Source organism: Hymenobacter sp. (genome assembly GCF_036387835.1).
In the GTDB taxonomy this organism is placed as follows: Bacteria; Bacteroidota; Bacteroidia; order Cytophagales; family Hymenobacteraceae; genus Hymenobacter.
Map to the genome: position 1 here is coordinate 36,896 of NZ_DASVSY010000037.1, position 16,461 is coordinate 53,356.

At 56.3% G+C, this 16,461-nt stretch carries 16 protein-coding genes and 1 tRNA gene; 10 read left to right on the forward strand and 7 right to left on the reverse strand.

Annotation, left to right across the window (positions count from 1 at the left end; genetic code table 11):
• Positions 1 to 105: 105 nt before the first annotated feature.
• The 5 genes from VF639_RS07450 to VF639_RS07470 form a co-directional block, all read right to left on the reverse strand.
• The gene (locus tag VF639_RS07450; RefSeq protein ID WP_331145269.1) at positions 106 to 768 is read right to left on the reverse strand and encodes an HD domain-containing protein; all 663 of its coding nucleotides are present in this window, start codon (positions 766 to 768) and stop codon (positions 106 to 108) included.
• Positions 769 to 872: 104 nt separating this feature from the next.
• Complete coding sequence (locus VF639_RS07455) at positions 873 to 1,418, reverse strand: RNA 2'-phosphotransferase (RefSeq protein WP_331145270.1); 546 nt, start codon at positions 1,416 to 1,418, stop codon at positions 873 to 875.
• 23 nt (positions 1,419 to 1,441) lie between these two features.
• Positions 1,442 to 2,872 carry an alpha/beta fold hydrolase gene (locus tag VF639_RS07460; RefSeq protein WP_331145271.1) on the reverse strand — a complete coding sequence of 477 codons (1,431 nt, stop codon included), beginning with the start codon at positions 2,870 to 2,872 and terminating at the stop codon, positions 1,442 to 1,444.
• Positions 2,873 to 2,942: 70 nt separating this feature from the next.
• A complete protein-coding gene (locus VF639_RS07465; RefSeq protein WP_331145272.1) occupies positions 2,943 to 3,773 on the reverse strand; it encodes an AraC family transcriptional regulator in 831 nt (276 codons plus the stop codon).
• Positions 3,774 to 3,803: 30 nt separating this feature from the next.
• Positions 3,804 to 4,616, reverse strand: coding sequence for a DUF547 domain-containing protein (locus tag VF639_RS07470; protein ID WP_331145273.1), 813 nt, complete (start codon positions 4,614 to 4,616; stop codon positions 3,804 to 3,806).
• Positions 4,617 to 4,813: 197 nt separating this feature from the next.
• On the opposite strand from VF639_RS07470, the gene VF639_RS07475 reads away from it, so the two are divergent.
• A complete protein-coding gene (locus tag VF639_RS07475; protein ID WP_331145274.1) occupies positions 4,814 to 7,756 on the forward strand; it encodes a TonB-dependent receptor in 2,943 nt (980 codons plus the stop codon).
• A gap of 148 nt (positions 7,757 to 7,904) precedes the next feature.
• Here the strand turns inward: VF639_RS07475 and VF639_RS07480 are convergent, their stop codons facing one another.
• The gene (locus tag VF639_RS07480; protein ID WP_331145275.1) at positions 7,905 to 9,071 is read right to left on the reverse strand and encodes a hypothetical protein; all 1,167 of its coding nucleotides are present in this window, start codon (positions 9,069 to 9,071) and stop codon (positions 7,905 to 7,907) included.
• A gap of 366 nt (positions 9,072 to 9,437) precedes the next feature.
• Here VF639_RS07480 and VF639_RS07485 point away from each other — a divergent pair, with 366 nt between their 5' ends.
• The 9 genes from VF639_RS07485 (at position 9,438) to VF639_RS07525 (ending at position 15,924) form a co-directional block, all read left to right on the forward strand.
• On the forward strand, positions 9,438 to 9,947 hold the full coding sequence (locus VF639_RS07485) for a hypothetical protein (protein WP_331145276.1): 510 nt from the start codon (positions 9,438 to 9,440) through the stop codon (positions 9,945 to 9,947).
• A gap of 242 nt (positions 9,948 to 10,189) precedes the next feature.
• Complete coding sequence (locus tag VF639_RS07490; RefSeq protein WP_331145277.1) at positions 10,190 to 10,633, forward strand: hypothetical protein; 444 nt, start codon at positions 10,190 to 10,192, stop codon at positions 10,631 to 10,633.
• Positions 10,634 to 10,733: 100 nt separating this feature from the next.
• Positions 10,734 to 11,150, forward strand: a complete 417-nt coding sequence (locus VF639_RS07495) for a hypothetical protein (RefSeq protein WP_331145278.1) — start codon at positions 10,734 to 10,736, stop codon at positions 11,148 to 11,150.
• Positions 11,151 to 11,299: 149 nt separating this feature from the next.
• Positions 11,300 to 11,372: transfer RNA gene (locus VF639_RS07500), tRNA-Thr, on the forward strand.
• 153 nt (positions 11,373 to 11,525) lie between these two features.
• Entirely contained in the window at positions 11,526 to 12,836 is a 1,311-nt protein-coding gene (locus VF639_RS07505) for a tyrosine-type recombinase/integrase (RefSeq protein WP_331145279.1), read from the forward strand.
• Between the two features lie 198 nt (positions 12,837 to 13,034).
• Positions 13,035 to 13,562 carry a hypothetical protein gene (locus VF639_RS07510; RefSeq protein WP_331145280.1) on the forward strand — a complete coding sequence of 176 codons (528 nt, stop codon included), beginning with the start codon at positions 13,035 to 13,037 and terminating at the stop codon, positions 13,560 to 13,562.
• Positions 13,562 to 14,464, forward strand: coding sequence for an IS3 family transposase (locus tag VF639_RS07515; protein WP_331145281.1), 903 nt, complete (start codon positions 13,562 to 13,564; stop codon positions 14,462 to 14,464). The genes VF639_RS07510 and VF639_RS07515 overlap by 1 nt, the downstream gene beginning before the upstream one ends.
• Before the next feature lie 129 nt (positions 14,465 to 14,593).
• Entirely contained in the window at positions 14,594 to 14,971 is a 378-nt protein-coding gene (locus VF639_RS07520; protein WP_331145282.1) for a transposase, read from the forward strand.
• 26 nt (positions 14,972 to 14,997) lie between these two features.
• On the forward strand, positions 14,998 to 15,924 hold the full coding sequence (locus tag VF639_RS07525) for an IS3 family transposase (protein ID WP_331145283.1): 927 nt from the start codon (positions 14,998 to 15,000) through the stop codon (positions 15,922 to 15,924).
• Between the two features lie 158 nt (positions 15,925 to 16,082).
• Here VF639_RS07525 and VF639_RS07530 read toward each other — a convergent pair whose 3' ends face one another.
• Positions 16,083 to 16,289, reverse strand: coding sequence for a hypothetical protein (locus VF639_RS07530; RefSeq protein WP_331145284.1), 207 nt, complete (start codon positions 16,287 to 16,289; stop codon positions 16,083 to 16,085).
• Between the last annotated feature and the right edge of the window lie 172 nt (positions 16,290 to 16,461).

A 16,461-nucleotide genomic window follows, 5' to 3' on the forward strand; every position in this document is an offset into this window, starting at 1 on the left:
CTCTTGCGTTTGCTATGCTAGCGAGATGCTTCGACTGCGCCTCCGGGTCCCTGGCTTGCTGGCTTGAGGCGTCATGTGCAGCCTGATGGTCTCATTGATGACTACTTACCTCACGTCCTCGCCTTCCCACTCCCGTAGGAATTGCGTCAGAAACAGCTCCATAAAGGCATGACGCTGCTCGGCTACCCGTTGGGCTGCGGGCGTATGCAGCCGCTCCCGCAGGTGCAGCAGTTTTTCGTAGAAATGATTGATGGTTGGGGCGGTGTTCTTCTTGTAGCTTTCAAACGACTCGTGCACTTCGGGCGGGACGCTGGAATCGTGCAACGGCCGGCCTTTGTGCCCACCGTAGGCAAACGCCCGTGCCACCCCGATGGCCCCAATAGCATCGAGCCGGTCGGCATCCTGCACCAACTCCCCTTCCACCGAGCTCATGGGCGTAGCCACGCCTAGGCCTTTGAAGCTGATTTCGCGGATGATGACTTCCACGGCTTGAATAACACTTTCCTCGGCTTGCAGGCTTTCCAGCCAGGCGCGGGAAGCGCGAGGACCAACTTCTTCGTCGCCGTCATGGAATTTCCAATCGGCTACGTCATGCAGCAAAGCGCCCAATTCGGTGATAAGCGGATCGGCCTGCGGAGTGTCGCGGGCCAGCGCACGGGCCACCTGCCATACCCGGCGGATGTGCTCCCAGTCGTGGCCAGATCCTTCGTGTAAGAACTTTTCGCGGACGAAGTCGGCCGTGCGGGTTATAAGATCGTGGTTGTCCAAAGCAACAAATAAACTGTGGCCACCCCACCGTGGGTTGGCTCCGCAAAGCAACGACTTTCGTACCAGAAACCAGTGTCTCCCTCCTATTTGGCGGCCTTACAACCTTACAACTCACGCAAATATTGCGCAGGCACGTGGTCGGTGAGCCAAACGCCGTTGCCAGACACGTAGAACACATGGCCCTGTGCCTGCAAACCAGCCGCATCAACCGCTAGCAGCACGGCGGGCCCGCGACGGTTGCCCACGCGCCGGGCCGTTTCTTCGTCGGGCGAGAGGTGCACGTGATGGCGCTTCATTTTTTGCAGGCCGTCGCGCCGGATAGTAGGCAAAGCGGCCGGCACGGTGCCATGATAAAGAACGGCGGGCGGCGTTACGGGCACCAACCCCAAATCGACGGGCACGCTGTGGCCTTGTTGCGCCCGAATGTGCGCGCCCTCGGCATCGAAGGCGAACCGTTGTTTGTCGCTTCCGCTTACCAGTTCTTCTAACTCAGCGCGGCTGATGGGCTGGCCGTGGCGAGCAGCGGCGGCTAGCAGTTCCTCCACTCCTACCCAGCCCCCTTCGGCCAGCGTTAAGCCCAGGGCCTCGGGGCGGTGACGCAGGTGCAGACTAAGAAACTTACTGAGACGGGTGGCGCGGGTGGCATCCATAGAACAAACAACCAAGAGTTGACTTATTCGATAAGTAAGTCTTTGGACCGCGAAATAAGCTTCTGATAAGGATGCGCCAAAAACAATTCAACATAATCAACATTTTCTGCTTTAAACCCCGGCGTGTGTCCCCAGCCATGTTGGAGGAGCAGCTGACTGTTGGGCATATAACGCTTGATGAGCTGATTGTAGAACGGCCGACACCAAGGATCAATATCACCGGCTACAATCAAGGCGGGCACCGCCGAATAAACGGGCGTTTTAACCAGTTTTGGTTCCGGCTTTACCTGCCAGCAGGCACAGATGGCGTGGTTGACATTGTTGAAACGATAACCGGCCAGCCAGGGCACAGTCTTCTCCTGCGCGGCCTCCAAGCCCGGATCTGCATACGCTATTTGTTCGGTGCAATACACAGAATACCGCATACCCAAGGATTCAGCTGAGTTACCAGCAAAAACACCATCTAGCTGCTCCTGGACGTAGGCTCGATGGCGACCACGAAGCAGGTCATTGATCACAACCGGCAGTGTTTTCACTTGGTTGCCATTCAATCGGTCCACTATTGCACCCAGCAACTCATGTTTCGTGTAGGTAATGGTGAGGCTGTCACGAGCACCTTTTTCCAAGTACTTCAACTTGAATTTCTTGCCCGTAATGGCCGTAAAGTAGGCGTGAAATCGGCTTCGCAGGTTAGCATAAGCAGGGTCTGCCGCAACGTCGGCAAAAACCTGCTCCAGGGCTTCATTGATGTTAAGCAAGGCCTCTTCCTCGTAATGCACGTAGCCGGGCAGCGGGGAATTGAGCACCAAACTGCGTACCGCTTCCGGATGGTTGCGCACCACCGTGAGCATCAACCCGCCGCTATAGGATACGCCAATAAGATTGAGCGAGTCTAGCTGCAACGCCCGCCGCAGGTCGTTAATATCTTCGGCGCTTTCTACCGTGTTATAGGCCGACAGGTTGATGCCCTGGCTGGTGAGCTTTTTACGGCACTCTTTGGCGGCGGCCTCTGCTAGGCTGTCCTGGCTCAGGCCGGTCCGGTAGCTGCGCTTTATCGCCTCGTATACCTCCGGGCAGTCCAGACAGGGCTGCGCCCGCTTGGTGCCTCGTTGGTCGAATAGAATGGTGGCCCCGTATTTTAATAGACCGGACTTGTAGCCAATGCTGTCTATGTTGGCGGTTGTGCTGTAGCCAGGGCCACCCGTACTAAACAGGGAAATATTGCGCCTGGCATCCTGCTCGGGCTTGCGCACAAACAAAAACGGCACTTTCACTTTGCGACCTTGGGGCCGCTGACGGTTTTCGGGCACCACCAGATACCCGGATTTCACTATCAGGCGGGCATCGTATTTAACCAAACAAGCCGTGGATTCGATGATCGGCTGGTAGCCTTGCCCCCGAACGGCAGCAATGTAGATAAGAAGAAATAGAAAAGTAGCAGCCAAGCGTTTCATAAGACAGCAGCAGTTGTGTAACACAAATAACAACCTGCCCACCACCCCCGGAAAGTAAAAAACGGACAATCTACCGCTCGTGCCCGGAAAGCTTCTGCCCGGTGAAGTTCGTCACGCCCTTGTTGAAATGACTCCAGTCATAGTACCCGTATTCGAAGGGAACAAAGTTATCCGGATCAGCGATAAAGACCGTTAGCGCGGTACGGGCCCGCAGAAGCGCAAAGTACTGCTTCGGCGCCAGGCCCACCACCCGGTTGAAATACCGGGTGATGGTTTTGGAAGTCACGAAGAGTCGCTCGGCTACGGCGGACGTGTTTAGCTGCAAACCGCTGGCCTGATACTCCCCGATGGCCTCCCTCACTACACTTAAATAATGATCCTTGTTTTTGTTGCGCTTATACGTGCTTAGCAAATAGCTCTGCATCAGATCAAGCCGCTCGGTAAACGGTAGCGCCTGCCTCATCTTGCCAAGCAGTTGGGTCGGCAATATTTGCTTTAGCGGAACAAGCTGGTTTGTAAGCTTGACCTGGCTTATCCCCAGAACGGCTTCCAAACCGCCGGGGTAAAACTTGACGGTGAAAATATTATCAGTCGGTTGGTTGTGCCGGGCAACGGTGTTGTTTCTAAGCAGCAGAATGTCCTCATGCGCTTTTACCTGATAACGGGTATGCGCTAGATCAATGCTATAGGCTGGCCCTAAATTGATATAAAAAGTGGGAGTCCAACTCGCAAACATCTTGACCGCAATCGGGGCTTGCCCGAAGTGCTGCCGGGTTCTAGCCAGGGACGTCTCCGCAAAGAATTCGACATGGTCAGCCAATTCCTGGCAAGGCGCTACAAAATCATATAGCTGACGAATATTCTGGAAGATTTCCACCATGAGGCTGAGCGCCAGTGCCAAGTTAAGGGCATAGATGAGGCTGGCTACAACTTACTTCTGCTCGTTGAGCGCCCAGTTATACTCTAAGAAACCGAGTTGAGCATCGGGCTTGATTTTTTGGGTGGCGTAGCGGTTGATGAGTTCCTGCACGGAGGTACTGCCGTTCTTTTTGAAATCGCCGGGATAGAAATTGAAGATGGCCGACACTTTCGGCTGGTCGGGCGGGGTGAGCTGGTTTTTCTGAGGGTTGTTGACGAAGCCGTTGGCCTGGTCTTCCAGCTGAGCGTTGAGGCGGCTGCCTACGTAAGCCTCGTTGCGCAAACGCGGACACGACATGGCGGCGCACACCAAGGCAAAGTGAATGCGGTTGTCGTCGAATTTCTTGCGGATGATGCGCTGCTCGATGTCGTTGAGCGTTAGCTTGTCGCCGTCGAGGTTGATAAATTTCTGGTCCCAAACCGTATTGACCAGGGTTTTGTCGCCGCCTAAGTCTTTGATGCTCTTCACTGGATACGCCCGAATTACGCGCTGGATGGTGAAGGCATTATACGCGTTGAGCCAGTACGCCAGGCGCTCGTCGGGCGTCCATTTATCGGCCGGCAGGTGGTCCGACAAGGTTTTCAGGTAGGTATTGAGGGTGGTGCTGTCTTGCCGGAAGCCCTGGTAGTTGACCATGCCCTGCGCATCAACATATTTTTTCAGCAGCCCGTCCCAGACGGCATGGTCGGCGGGGGCAGCGTTTTTGGAGCTTGGGTTGAGGGGCGTGAAGTAGCGTACGTAGGCGCAGCCGCTTTGGCAGGCCGAAGTAGCTGCCAGCAAGGAAAAAACAGCCAGCCGAGAGGCCAAACGGGAGAAATTCTTCATGTGAATGTAGAAACGTAACAAACCAGCGGCCCGCACGACCGCCCAAAATCAAAGGTATTACGAAAATAACCGCCTGAACAGTTTGGGCTTCGACAATAGCCGTCTTTATGCACAAGCATTGTTGAGTTCAATCCGTATATCGGTTGAGGTCGTACTTTTGCTTTCTTTTATCAGCCAGCCAGCAGTTTCTTTCTTCTATGAATTCAAATCTTACCCAAATCGGTCGGGTGCTACCTGCCCTAGCCGTTGTGTGTGCCATTCCGCTCGCGGGGATGGCGCAAAGCACCGGTACAGTCAACGGGCAAATCAAAGACAACCAAGGCCGGCCCCTCGCCGGGGCCACCGTCGTGCTCCAGCCTTCCGGCCAGGGCACTACCACTAATTCTGAAGGCCAGTTCAGTTTGAGCGGCGTAGCGCCGGGTACCTACACCGTCACGGTTGCTTTCCTGGGTTATCGCACGGCCACCCAAAGCGTAACGGTGGATGCCACCCAGAATGCTACCGTGCAAGCCACCCTAGCCGACGACGCGCTGCTCATGAACGACGTGGTGGTAACGGGCACGTTCAACCCTCAAAGCAAGCTAGAAAGCTCCACCGCCGTTACCACCCTCAACAGCCGACAGATTCTCAACCGGGTATCGCGCGGCACGGCTGACTTGCTGATGGCCGTACCGGGCTTCCGGGTGAACTCCGACGGCGGCGAAGCAGCCAACTCGGTGTCGGCCCGCGGGCTGCCAGTGAATGCGGAATCAGGCTTTGGCTTCATTCAGCTGCTCGAAGATGGCTTGCCCATTCTGGAAACCGGCTCGCTCACCTTCGCCAAAACCGACATCCACTTCCGCGTTGACGAAACCGTGAACCGGCTGGAAGTGCTGCGGGGCGGTTCGGCGGCCATTTACGCCAACAACGCCCCGGGCGGCGTCGTTAACTTTCTAAGCAAAACCGGTCAGGGCGACAAAATCGGGGGTTTGGTACGCCTGACTGCCGGCGACCAGGGCTATAACACCGACCGCGAAGGCGCGGCCCAGGTGGGGGGCCTGCAACGGGTAGACATCAACGTAGGCGGCCCCATCAAGGGCACACCAATCCGTTTCAACGTGGGCGGCTTCTACCGCTACGACGTAGGCACCAAGTATGCGGGCTTCCCGCTCAACCGCGGCGGCAACGTGAAGGCCAACGTAACCTATACCCTCAAAAACGGCTACGTGCGGGTTTACGGCAAGTACCTCAACGACCGGGTGGCCTACCTAACCAGCATCCCGTACCAGAACCTGAACAATCCGCAGCAGATTCCGGGCGGCCCCGACTTCCGGCACGGCACGGTCATGTCGCAGTATATCCGCCGGCAAAGTATTCCGAACCCCTTCAACAACGGCCAGGGCACCCTGGAGCGAGATTTGGCCGATGGCCAGCACAGCCGCTACAAGGCCGTTAGCTCGGAAGTGTTTTTCGACCTTGGTAACGGCTTCACCCTGCAAGACAACGCCCGCCTGCTCGACGCCAACCTAACCACCGACGGCGTATACGACCTGACTTCGCCGCTGCCCTTGGCCTCACTGGCGGCCAGCTACCAGTTGGGCTACCGGGCGCTGGGCGCTGCCAGCTACCGCTACAGCTACGCCGACAACGGCCAGGTGGTAGCGGCTGGGTCTATCAACCCGATGACTGGTGCCAACACGGTTACGCAAGGTGATATCAACCTCAATGGCAACGGGCTCGTAAACATTGCGGGCATCTTCCCCGACGATAAGCCGGCCACCAACGCCATCAATAAGCTGCAGCTCAACAAAACCGCCGGTCGGCATCAGCTTTCGGCCGGGTTCTACGCCAGCCGCTATACTATTAAGGAGCGGCTGAGCTACAACCAAGTAGTGCAGGAAGTAAGCAACCGACCACGGCTGCTCAACCTGGAGCTGCTGAATGCGGCCGGCCAACCCGCTTTCCAGGTAACGCAGAACGGCTTTTTGGCTTATAGCTTTGGCACGGCGGGCGGACTGCTGGCCAACACCACCAACACCACCCAGGTGCTGAGCTATTTCGCTGGCGACGAGTACCGCATAACCGAAAAGCTGCGCCTGGACGCTGGCGTCCGCCTCGAAACCACCCACACGGAAGGCGCGGCGGCCCGGTCGGCCAAGCTAGTAAATGCCGATGCGCGCTATACACCCTTCCTGGGGGTACCTTCCGCTACCAACAACTTTGGTGGCTCTAACGGCGGCCTCGACGGCAACTACACCACCCTCTACGACAATTCCTACCTGGCTTCCAGCGGCGGCAACCGCAACTGGGATTTCAACTTCCAGACCTTCAACTACTCGGTAGGGGCCAACTACAAGCTCGACGACAAATCGGCGGTGTATGCGCGTTTCAGCAACGCCGGCGTAGTGCCCACCAACGACCAGTTCGCTTTCAACGCCGACGCCGATGGTAACACCGTGCGCGGCCAGATCCAGCGCGTAGTACAGGCCGAAGCCGGCGCCAAGGCTTCGACCGACAAGCTGGGCCTGGGGTTGACCTTCTTCTACAGCCGCAACAAGAACATCCCGTTTACGGTGCAGCAAACTAACCCCGGTGGAGGCTTTACGCTGCGCCAGGATCGGGGCACGGTTCAGAGTGCCGGCATCGAGTCTGAAATCAGCTTCCAGCCCGTGGAAGGCCTAACCCTGAAAGGTATCGGCACCCTGCAGGCCGCACGCATCGTGGAGTTCCAGTTGCAGCCGACAGCTACCACCACTCCTATTTCCATTGCCGGCAACCGCCTCGAAGACACCCCCGACGTACTCCTCGAAGGCGGCGCCGACTACGTTTGGAAGGGCCTGAACGTGTTTGCCAATTATCGTTGGTTTGGCGAGCGGTACGCCAACCGCCGCAACACCATCCTGCTGCCGAGCTACGGCGTATTGTTCGGCGGCATTGCCTACGAGCTACAGGGCGTACGCCTGATGGTGCAAGGCTCCAACCTGCTCAATACAATTGGCTTTGGTGATGCCGCTGCCCGCAACGGCGAAACCATCACGCAGGAATTCATCGACAACCAAACCCGCAACGCCGCCGGTTTAACCCCCTCAGAAGCGGCTTACAACCTCGTTCGCCCCATCCTGCCCCGCAACATCACCGCGAGCGTGCAGTATACTTTTTAATTGATGGTTGATTGTTGAATTGTTGATTGCTCATATCACCAATTAAATCGAAAACAACGCCGCCCTGCTCTATTGAGTAGGGCGGCGTTGTTTATATAATCAGCAGCCAACAATCAGCAATTGACAATCATCTACCACCAATCAACCATCAATCAATAACTTCAGCCCGCTTGAACTCTTTGGTTCGGTCGAAGAGGTAGCGGAAGGTGGCGTGGGTGCGCCAGATTTCGCCACCGATTTTCTCGGCTACCGACATCATTTTGGGGTTGAAGTCGCCAATCCAGTTCATCACGAAGTCGTCGTAGTGCACTTTGCTGGTATCCTGCACCACTTTGCTGGCGGCCAGAATAAAGGTCATTTCGAGGCCCTTGCCTTGCTGCTCGGGCACGATGCCGAAGGCAATACCCGTCATGGTGCGGACCGCGCCGCGCCAGCGGTAGTAGGCGAACTTGAGCTTGCCTAGCCAGTCGAGCTTGCCGTCTACGTAGCGGAACAGCTCGTTTAGCTCGGGCAAAGCAATGAAAAAACCGACTGGCTCACCCTGGAAATACGCAAACCAACAAATGCGCTCGTCCAGCACCGGCCGCAGCTTGTTCATGATGTTGAGCGACTGCTCAGTCGTCATTTCCTTGACGCCGGTGTGCTTCACCCACGCCTTGTTATAAATTTGGCGGAAGTCCTCGGCATACTTAGGTAAGTTGCGCAGCTGCAGGTGCTCGAACTGATAATTTGGGTCGTTGAGCATACGGGCCGCCGTCTGCTGATACTGGGGCGAGAGCGGGGCCTGCACCTTACGGAAATACGTGTACTGCTTGAAGTAGAGCTGAAAGCCATAGCTTTCGAACAAGCGGCGGTAGTAAGGCGGGTTGTAATTCTGAGTGTAGAGCGGGGCCTTGAAATTGTCGATCAATAAGCCCCACCACTGGTCCCGGTCACCGAAATTGATGGGACCATCCATGGCGGCCATCCCCCGTTGCGTAAGCCATTCGCGGCCGGCCTCGAAAAGCTGGTTGGCAGCCTCCTGCTTGTCGATGCACTCAAAGAAGCCGATGCCGCCGGTGGGCTGCTCGAACGTGTTAGCGGTTCGCTCATTAACGAAGGCCGCTATTCGTCCAATAGTTTGCCCCTGCTTGTCTTGCAAGAGCCACCGCACCAGTTCGCCGTGCCGAAAGAACTTGTTGCGTTGCCGGTCGAATACTTGGTTGATGTCTTTGTCGAGCGGCCGGATATAATGAGGGTCGGCGCGGTGGAGGCGGACCGGAAATTCAAGAAACTCACGGGCGTGTTCGGGGGCAGTAACTTCCAATAGGTGCATAGGGTAGCAGAAGCAATAACAAACAACAAAGTAAGCAGCGCATTAACAGCAAGACCAAGAGTGTAAACGGCTGCGTCAACCACCCGCCCGCTCGCAGTCGGAAAACTATACCTACGATAGGAACGGGCTATTGGTATTGCCTACTGTACAGCTTATATAAACTGCGAAGGCCCATTCGCTTCTAGCAACTAGTAACCTGGCGGTTAGCCTGCTGCGCGAAAATTGTAAAATCAAGCAATAAGTTGCTGCCGATGCGCCCCCCTACCCTTGCCTAAGCTCGGCATAACCATTCTGCAGGGGGTGTAGTATTGAAAGCTGATCTGCCTCACGCATATTTCCCTGCCTCACGCATATTTCAGTACTACCATGGCTACCTACAACCACCCCAATGACGGTCTTGACCCGCTAGAAGACGATTTGAATGGCATGCCCAACGGAGGCAACATTACGGGCGACAATCAATTTAAAGAACAACACCTGGGGCCCGACCAAGACGAGGCTCCGCAAGGCAACTCCCCTTTCGGCGACCAAGGATCTGACTACAACCAGCAGCGCAGACGCAGCGCCGCCGACCCCAACGACCCCTATGGTTCGGTAGGCCGTAGCTACGGCACCGGCCGCGCCGGCTTCAACGGCGACGAAGACCGCACCTACGACGAGAGTGGACAGCGTGGCGGCCTGGGCACCAGCGGCGGCCGCGAAGACCTATCGGACCGTCACTTCGATACCGACACCAACGCCTTTCGGGGCGGCTACGGCGGGGGCGACTACAACCAGCCCAACGAAGCCATCAGCCAGCGCATTGGTATGAACAGCCAGAACCCAAGCGCGCCATTCGACACCCCGCCATCCGACGACAGCCCTCTGCAGGAATAAGCTTAGTGGCAGTCCGGGGGCGGCCTTTGGCACCGGACTGCCACCTTTTGGTCGCCGTCACCAATGCTACTATATCACATTGCTCCTTCTTTTGACCTTCTATTGATGGCTGTGTAAGCTATAACTGGTACTATTAAACCTTTAATCTGCACTTTACAAATTTGATTGCACTCATTGTGATAGGGGATTTTATCTTGCTTGTACCAAGACCTTATTGTTGTTCTGCTAATGCTTGCTTTTAAATGACGTTTTATTCTACTCTGCTTTGCCTTCTTGCTATAGCCTTTTCTTACCTACATGCTCGAAATCATACGGCCAGCATTCATGCTTTAGATGAAACGTATGGGTTCCGGGGCGCCCGTTTCAAAACCGACACTTCCGCCTACCACGATCTAGCTTTAGCAGAAAAAGCCGGCCAGACGCGTTATTACCGCCGCACCAGCGACTCACCGCAACTCGGTAGCGGTCAGGTGGCAGCTATACCCTACGGTTTCTACCAAGGCAAGCTTGCCATAGTAATGCTGGAAACCTCGGGCCTCACCAATAGTTGCGCTGTATTGGTCGCGTTGGAGCAACAGGCAGGCGTTGCGTACTTCCCGCCCGCTGCCTACTCGCATTTAAAAAAAGCTGCACAAACAGCCAAGCAAACCGATATCCCGATACGTTGCACCTACAATTTCTTTTAATGAGGAACAATAACGGCTACGGGTTACCAGGCCGGGGCTTGCAGAAACTGCGGCTACGCCTGTATCGCAGCAATACTCTTACTTTTTGCCTTTCCTAGTTATGCTTACCTTATCACTACGCCTGTACTTTGAGAATCCTGTGGGCCGCATCCTCGAGCACCCTGATGGTTACGCTGTGGTTCAGTATAAAGCGGGCCTTCGTCAACTAGATCATTTACAGGCCTTCCTGACGCACGCTGGGCGCCTGTTACGCCTTCGCAATTGGTATAAGATGCTGGGCGACCAGCGCCTTATGGCTCCTTTCAGCGACGAGGAGCGCTCCTGGATTCTTGAGTACTGGCTTGCTCGCAAGGAAAACGAATCTCAGCCCCTTTTCGGAGCCGTACTCTTGCCACACGATGTATTTGCCCGCTTGTCGGTCAGCCAGATTATGCAAGAAGCCAAAGCAGCAGCCATGACTTACCGACTGTTCCAGGACACGGAGGAAGCAGAAGCTTGGCTTCGTCAACTTGATTAGCGCCTGCTATTCCACTGCCGTTGCTTAGCATGCCCTGAACACTGCTGGTTCAAGCCTTGACTATTAGGCAGTTTGCTATTCATCTCCAGAAAAGTTTGTAAATCGGTTTGAAAAACTGATTTAGCCGCTTAGTTTTGCACCACCGCAACGCCTCCTTAGCTCAGCTGGTAGAGCAACTGACTTGTAATCAGTAGGTCGCTGGTTCGATCCCGGCAGGAGGCTCTTATTACTACAACCCGGAGTACCCGGAAAATGGCTTCTCGCGTCGCAGAGGCGGTTTTCCGGGTTTTTTGCGTCTAGGCCTCTCGGTGGTCTACGACGCGAAATAGGGGGTTTGCTACCTAAGCAACGCCCCCCCTTACGCCCCCTCCGGCTATGACCACTCAATTCGTACTTCGCACCGACAAAAAAGACAGCGCTGGGCGTTGTCCGGTGCATCTGGTGGTGTACCTCGATGGTACCCGCCTCAAATGCGCCACCGGCGAAAAATGTAAGCCCGCCGAATGGAACGCGGACCGGCAGCAGTTTCGACGCTCCTTTACGGGGGCCGACGAAGCCAACCAATACCTGACCCTGCGCATCGAGCAGGTCAATGACTGGTGGCGCAAGCTCCGGGCCGTGGGCGAAACGCCCACTGTTGAAGGACTGCGCAAGGCCTTGGCTCCTCCCTCCGATGAAGTTGCAGTACCCGAACGACAGCAGAGCCTGGTAGCGCTAATGGACGACTTCCGGACGGTGTTGCGCGGACGGGGGTACATGTATGAGACCTTGCGGCACTATTTGGTGGTTCGTAACTGGCTAGCTAGCTATGAGAAGCGCCGGGGGCAACCGCTACTCGTGGCCACCTATGACCTGGCAGCGCACGATGGTTTCCTAGCTTTTATGACCATGGAGCGCAAGCTGTCGGCCAACTCGGTCTACACGGCAGTGAAAGATCTGAAGGCGTTGCTGAATTTTCTGCGGGATGAGCGCAGCTACACCCTGGGGGTGGAAGTGAAAAACCTGAAGGCCAATTCAGTAGACGTGGACAAGGTATACCTAACCGCGGCGGAGCTGGAGGCCCTGCGCGTAGCGGTGCTGCCGGCTAATCTGGGACCGGTACGGGACGTGTTCTTGTTTTGCTGCTACACGGGGTTGCGGTATTCCGATGCGCTGCAGCTGCACGTGGGCAATGTGGACAACTGGGACGGCGGGCGGGTGCTACGGCTGACGCAGAGCAAGACCCGCAAAAGAGTTAGTATCTATCTGACCTCGGCGGCGGCAGCCATTATCGACAAGTATGCTGACGGCCAACGGACGCGGCTGCTTCCCATGCTCACCAACCAGGTGATGAACCGCTACCTGAAACGGGTACTACGCTTGGCGGGCGTAGCGTCGATTATAGAAGTAGTGCGGGTAGTAGCTGGAAGCGTGGTCAAAACGCCGACCCCCAAGCATGACCTGGTTACGATGCATACGGCCCGGCACACGTTTGCCACGCAAAGCCTGCTGCGCGGAATGCCGGTTGCCGTACTACAGAAGATCCTGGGTCATACGAATATTAAAACTACGCTGGTCTACGCCAAGATTGTCGAAGACTTTCAACATCAGACAATGCGGCGAGTCTGGGAAGCTCAGGATGCTATTTCCGACACTACCGACATACAGTCAAGCCAGATCTGTGCCGTAGAGCATGTAGCAGCTTAAGCATAGATTTTTCGCACTATTAGACAGCCCACCCAATCTGGTGGGCTGTTTTTATGTAAAGGCGAATGAAGTTCTGGCTTGATCCGCCAGTAAAGTTGAACCTGGATTAACAACGCGGCCTGTAAAGCGCAGGCTGGATTATCGCCTTCCCCTGTGGCTGTCTCGTCCGGCTAGGGCTTTACATCATTCACTTGCTGTATGACCGAAACTGAACGGCCCCCACGCCGTACCAAACATGAAAATTATCCACTTGCCTTCCGCCAGGAAGCGGTACGCCAAGTGGAATCCGGGTTGTTACAACGGGAGGTCCGGGAACGACTGGGTATTAGTACCGCCACGATGGCGCTCTGGCTCAAACAGTATGGCACCCGCGTATATCACGGCATGAAGCGCAAACTGTTTACCCCGGCTCAGAAACAGCAGATTGTGCGCGAGCTGCTGGACGGGCGCCTGAGTGAAAGCGAGGCCTTGCTCAAGTACGAGCTGCGCACCAAAAACACCTTACGTGAGTGGGTGGCCGCCTACCAGGCGCAGCAAGCGGCGGCTCCACCTCCGGCCGCCGACCCAGCGCCAGCGGGCAACGGGGACGAGGACGTGGCCGCGGTACGGGCGCAGCTGCGGCAGGCGCAGTGGCAGTTGGAGGCCTTGCACACGCTCATCGACCAGGCGGAAGCCACCTATAAAATCGACATCCGAAAAAAGGCTGGTGCCAAGCCGTCGAAGTAATGCGCCAGAAGTACCCCCGCGTTGGTGTAGGGGCGCTCTGTGGGCTGTTTGGCAAGACCCGAAACGCATATTATGACCACCAGCGCCGGGCCACGGCCCAAGCGCTGCTCGACGGGCTAGTGCTGGAACTGGTCGCCGGCTTTCGCAAAGAAATGCCCCGCGTGGGTACCCGCAAGCTGCACTTTCTACTCCAGCCCCACCTGGGTGAACACGCCCCGCAGGTGGGCCGGGACTACCTCTTTGCCCTGCTGGCCGCGCACGGCCAGCTCATCCGCCGCCGCAAGCGACGGGTGGTGACGACGCAGACCTGCTTGCCGCTCTTGCGGCGGCCGAATCTGATTGAGCACCTGGCCGTAGGCCGCGCCGAACAGGTGTGGGTCAGCGACATCACCTACGTGCGCCTGCTCAGCGGCTGGAGCTACCTGAGCTTGATTACCGACCTGTATTCCCACAAAATCGTGGGCGCGTGCCTGCACCCCGACCTATCGGTGCGCGGTACGCTGGCGGCCCTGCACCAAGCCCTGGCCACCCGCACCCACCCGCAACGGCCATTGATTCACCACTCCGACCGGGGCTTGCAATACGCGGCCCGCGAGTACGTGGGCCTACTGGAAAGCCACGGGGTGTGCCTAAGCATGACGGAGCACGGCGACCCGTACGAAAATGCGGTGGCTGAGCGGGTCAACGGCATCTTAAAAGACGAATTCGGCCTGGGCGACACGCTGCCTGGCTTTGCCCAGGCCGAGGACCTGGTGGTAGGCTCCGTGCGGGCCTATAACGACCTGCGCCCACACGGCAGCTGCAACTTTCTCACCCCAAGCCAGGCCCACGACCAAGAGGGGCCGCTGGTGCGGCGCTGGAAAAACTACTATCAGCCAGCCCCGCTTGTGAGCACCAGCTGACACGCCAAGCACGCGGCGGAACTGAATCCGTTGCTTATCTTCCTCACCTGTAAAGTCCAAACCGGATTACCAACACGGCCTGTCTTGTCCGGAAATAGGTTGACAGTTTTTGACCTTAAAAACTGTTCTATGCAAGACCACATTCGCGACCTGCTCCACCGGTTCCAGTACAGCGAGCAATTGAAAGAAACGGCGGCGTTCCGCATCCTCATCGGCGGAGAGGATCCCCGCCACGTCATGGCTGACCTCGACATCCATAACAGCTACACGTTGCGCAACTGGGTGAGTCAGTATCAACGCAAGATCCAGACGGGCTTGTTCGTTGCGCCCACTATGACACGCACCCAGAAACAGGATATCCAAGTGCTGCAACAGCGCAATCAGGAGCTGACGCAGTTGCTGCAAGAAGCCAATCTGCTCATCCTTGCGCTCAATACGATGATTGAGGTGGCCGAACAAGAGCTGAAGATCCCGATCCGAAAAAAGTCTGGCACCAAACGGTCTTAAAGCGGAGAAGCAATGAAATAGCACAGGTGAGTGTCGGGTGCCTGTGCCGACTGTTTGGTGTGAGCCGACAAGCCTTTTACCGCAAAGAGCAGTATCTGCAGCGGGCTCGTGGTCAGTCGCTCTTGGTGCTGGATCTGGTGCTGGCGTTACGGCGCGAAATACCGGGTCTGGGCACACGTAAGCTACACGTGCTGCTGCAAGAGCCTCTGGCAGAGAGCGGAATTAAGATGGGGCGGGACAAGCTGCATCAACTCTTGCACGAGCATGGCCTGCTACTGCGTCAGCCACGGCAAGTCCCCAAAACAACGAATTCGCTGCACAGCCTGCGCAAATACCCCAACCTGTTGCGGAACAAGCTCCTCACCGCTCCTAGCCAAGTATGGGTCAGCGATATTACCTACCTATGCATTGGACTAGGCTTCGCCTACCTATCCTTGATCACGGATGCCTATTCCAAAATGATCATGGGGTATTGCCTGCATCCCCTCCTGACGGCTGAAGGGGCCGTCAAGGCTTTGGACATGGCGCTGAGCTACGGTGGTGAGATCAGCCAAGAGCTTATCCATCACTCGAATCGGGGGAGCCAGTACTGCAGCTTCCAATACGTGCAAAAGCTGCGACAGGCTAGCATTGCCATTAGTATGACGGAAAATGGAGATCCATACGAGAATGCCATTGCCGAACGGGTGAACGGCATCCTCAAAATTGACTTCCGCTTGAACCGGGTATTTAACACCTTTGACGAAGCCCAGCGGACGGTCGAAGCCAGTATCCGTAACTACAACCACCTGCGGCCCCACATGAGTTGCGGGTACTTAACACCGGCCGCGGCCCACACCAGTACTGAACCATTGCAGCAACTATGGAAGCCGAAAGTATACTCATCCCGCAGAAAGGGGGACTCTAACGAGCCCCCTTTACCAACAGTGACAACCTCCCTTCAGGACTCTTAATGCGTCATCATCTCTCACCGAAAAACTGACAACTTTTTTTTAGGATCAGACAGCCTGTAAAGCGCAGGGCGGATTATCGCCTCCACCTGTATAGCTAGAGCCGGACGAGACAACCATTGACACGGGTGAGCCATACCTAAGCCATACTCAAGCCATACTCAAGCTATGCTATAGCTTTTGTTGAGGGCCTTGCTCACCTCCTCTTCTGAGAGGTGGGTGTAGTGGCAGAATTCGCGCACCGACACGTAGGCCCGCGGGGGCTTACCGAACTCGGCGCGGATGCGCTGCAGCAAGGCTTTGGCCGTGCTGTACTTGGTACCGGTTAACTGCGCTGCTTCTTTGGGGCAGATGCACACCTGGGGCATTTTGGGCTGGATATGGGAAGTTATGGCAAGACAAGATAATACAATTACGGGTACCGCGTAGGTTTGGCCTATGCTATTTACTCTGCTTTTCCGTCCTACTCTGCTGCTCTTGGTTTTCGGTTGCTTTTTGTCCGGCTGTATCAGTCTGGGAGAGGTGGACGTGCCGGTGTCC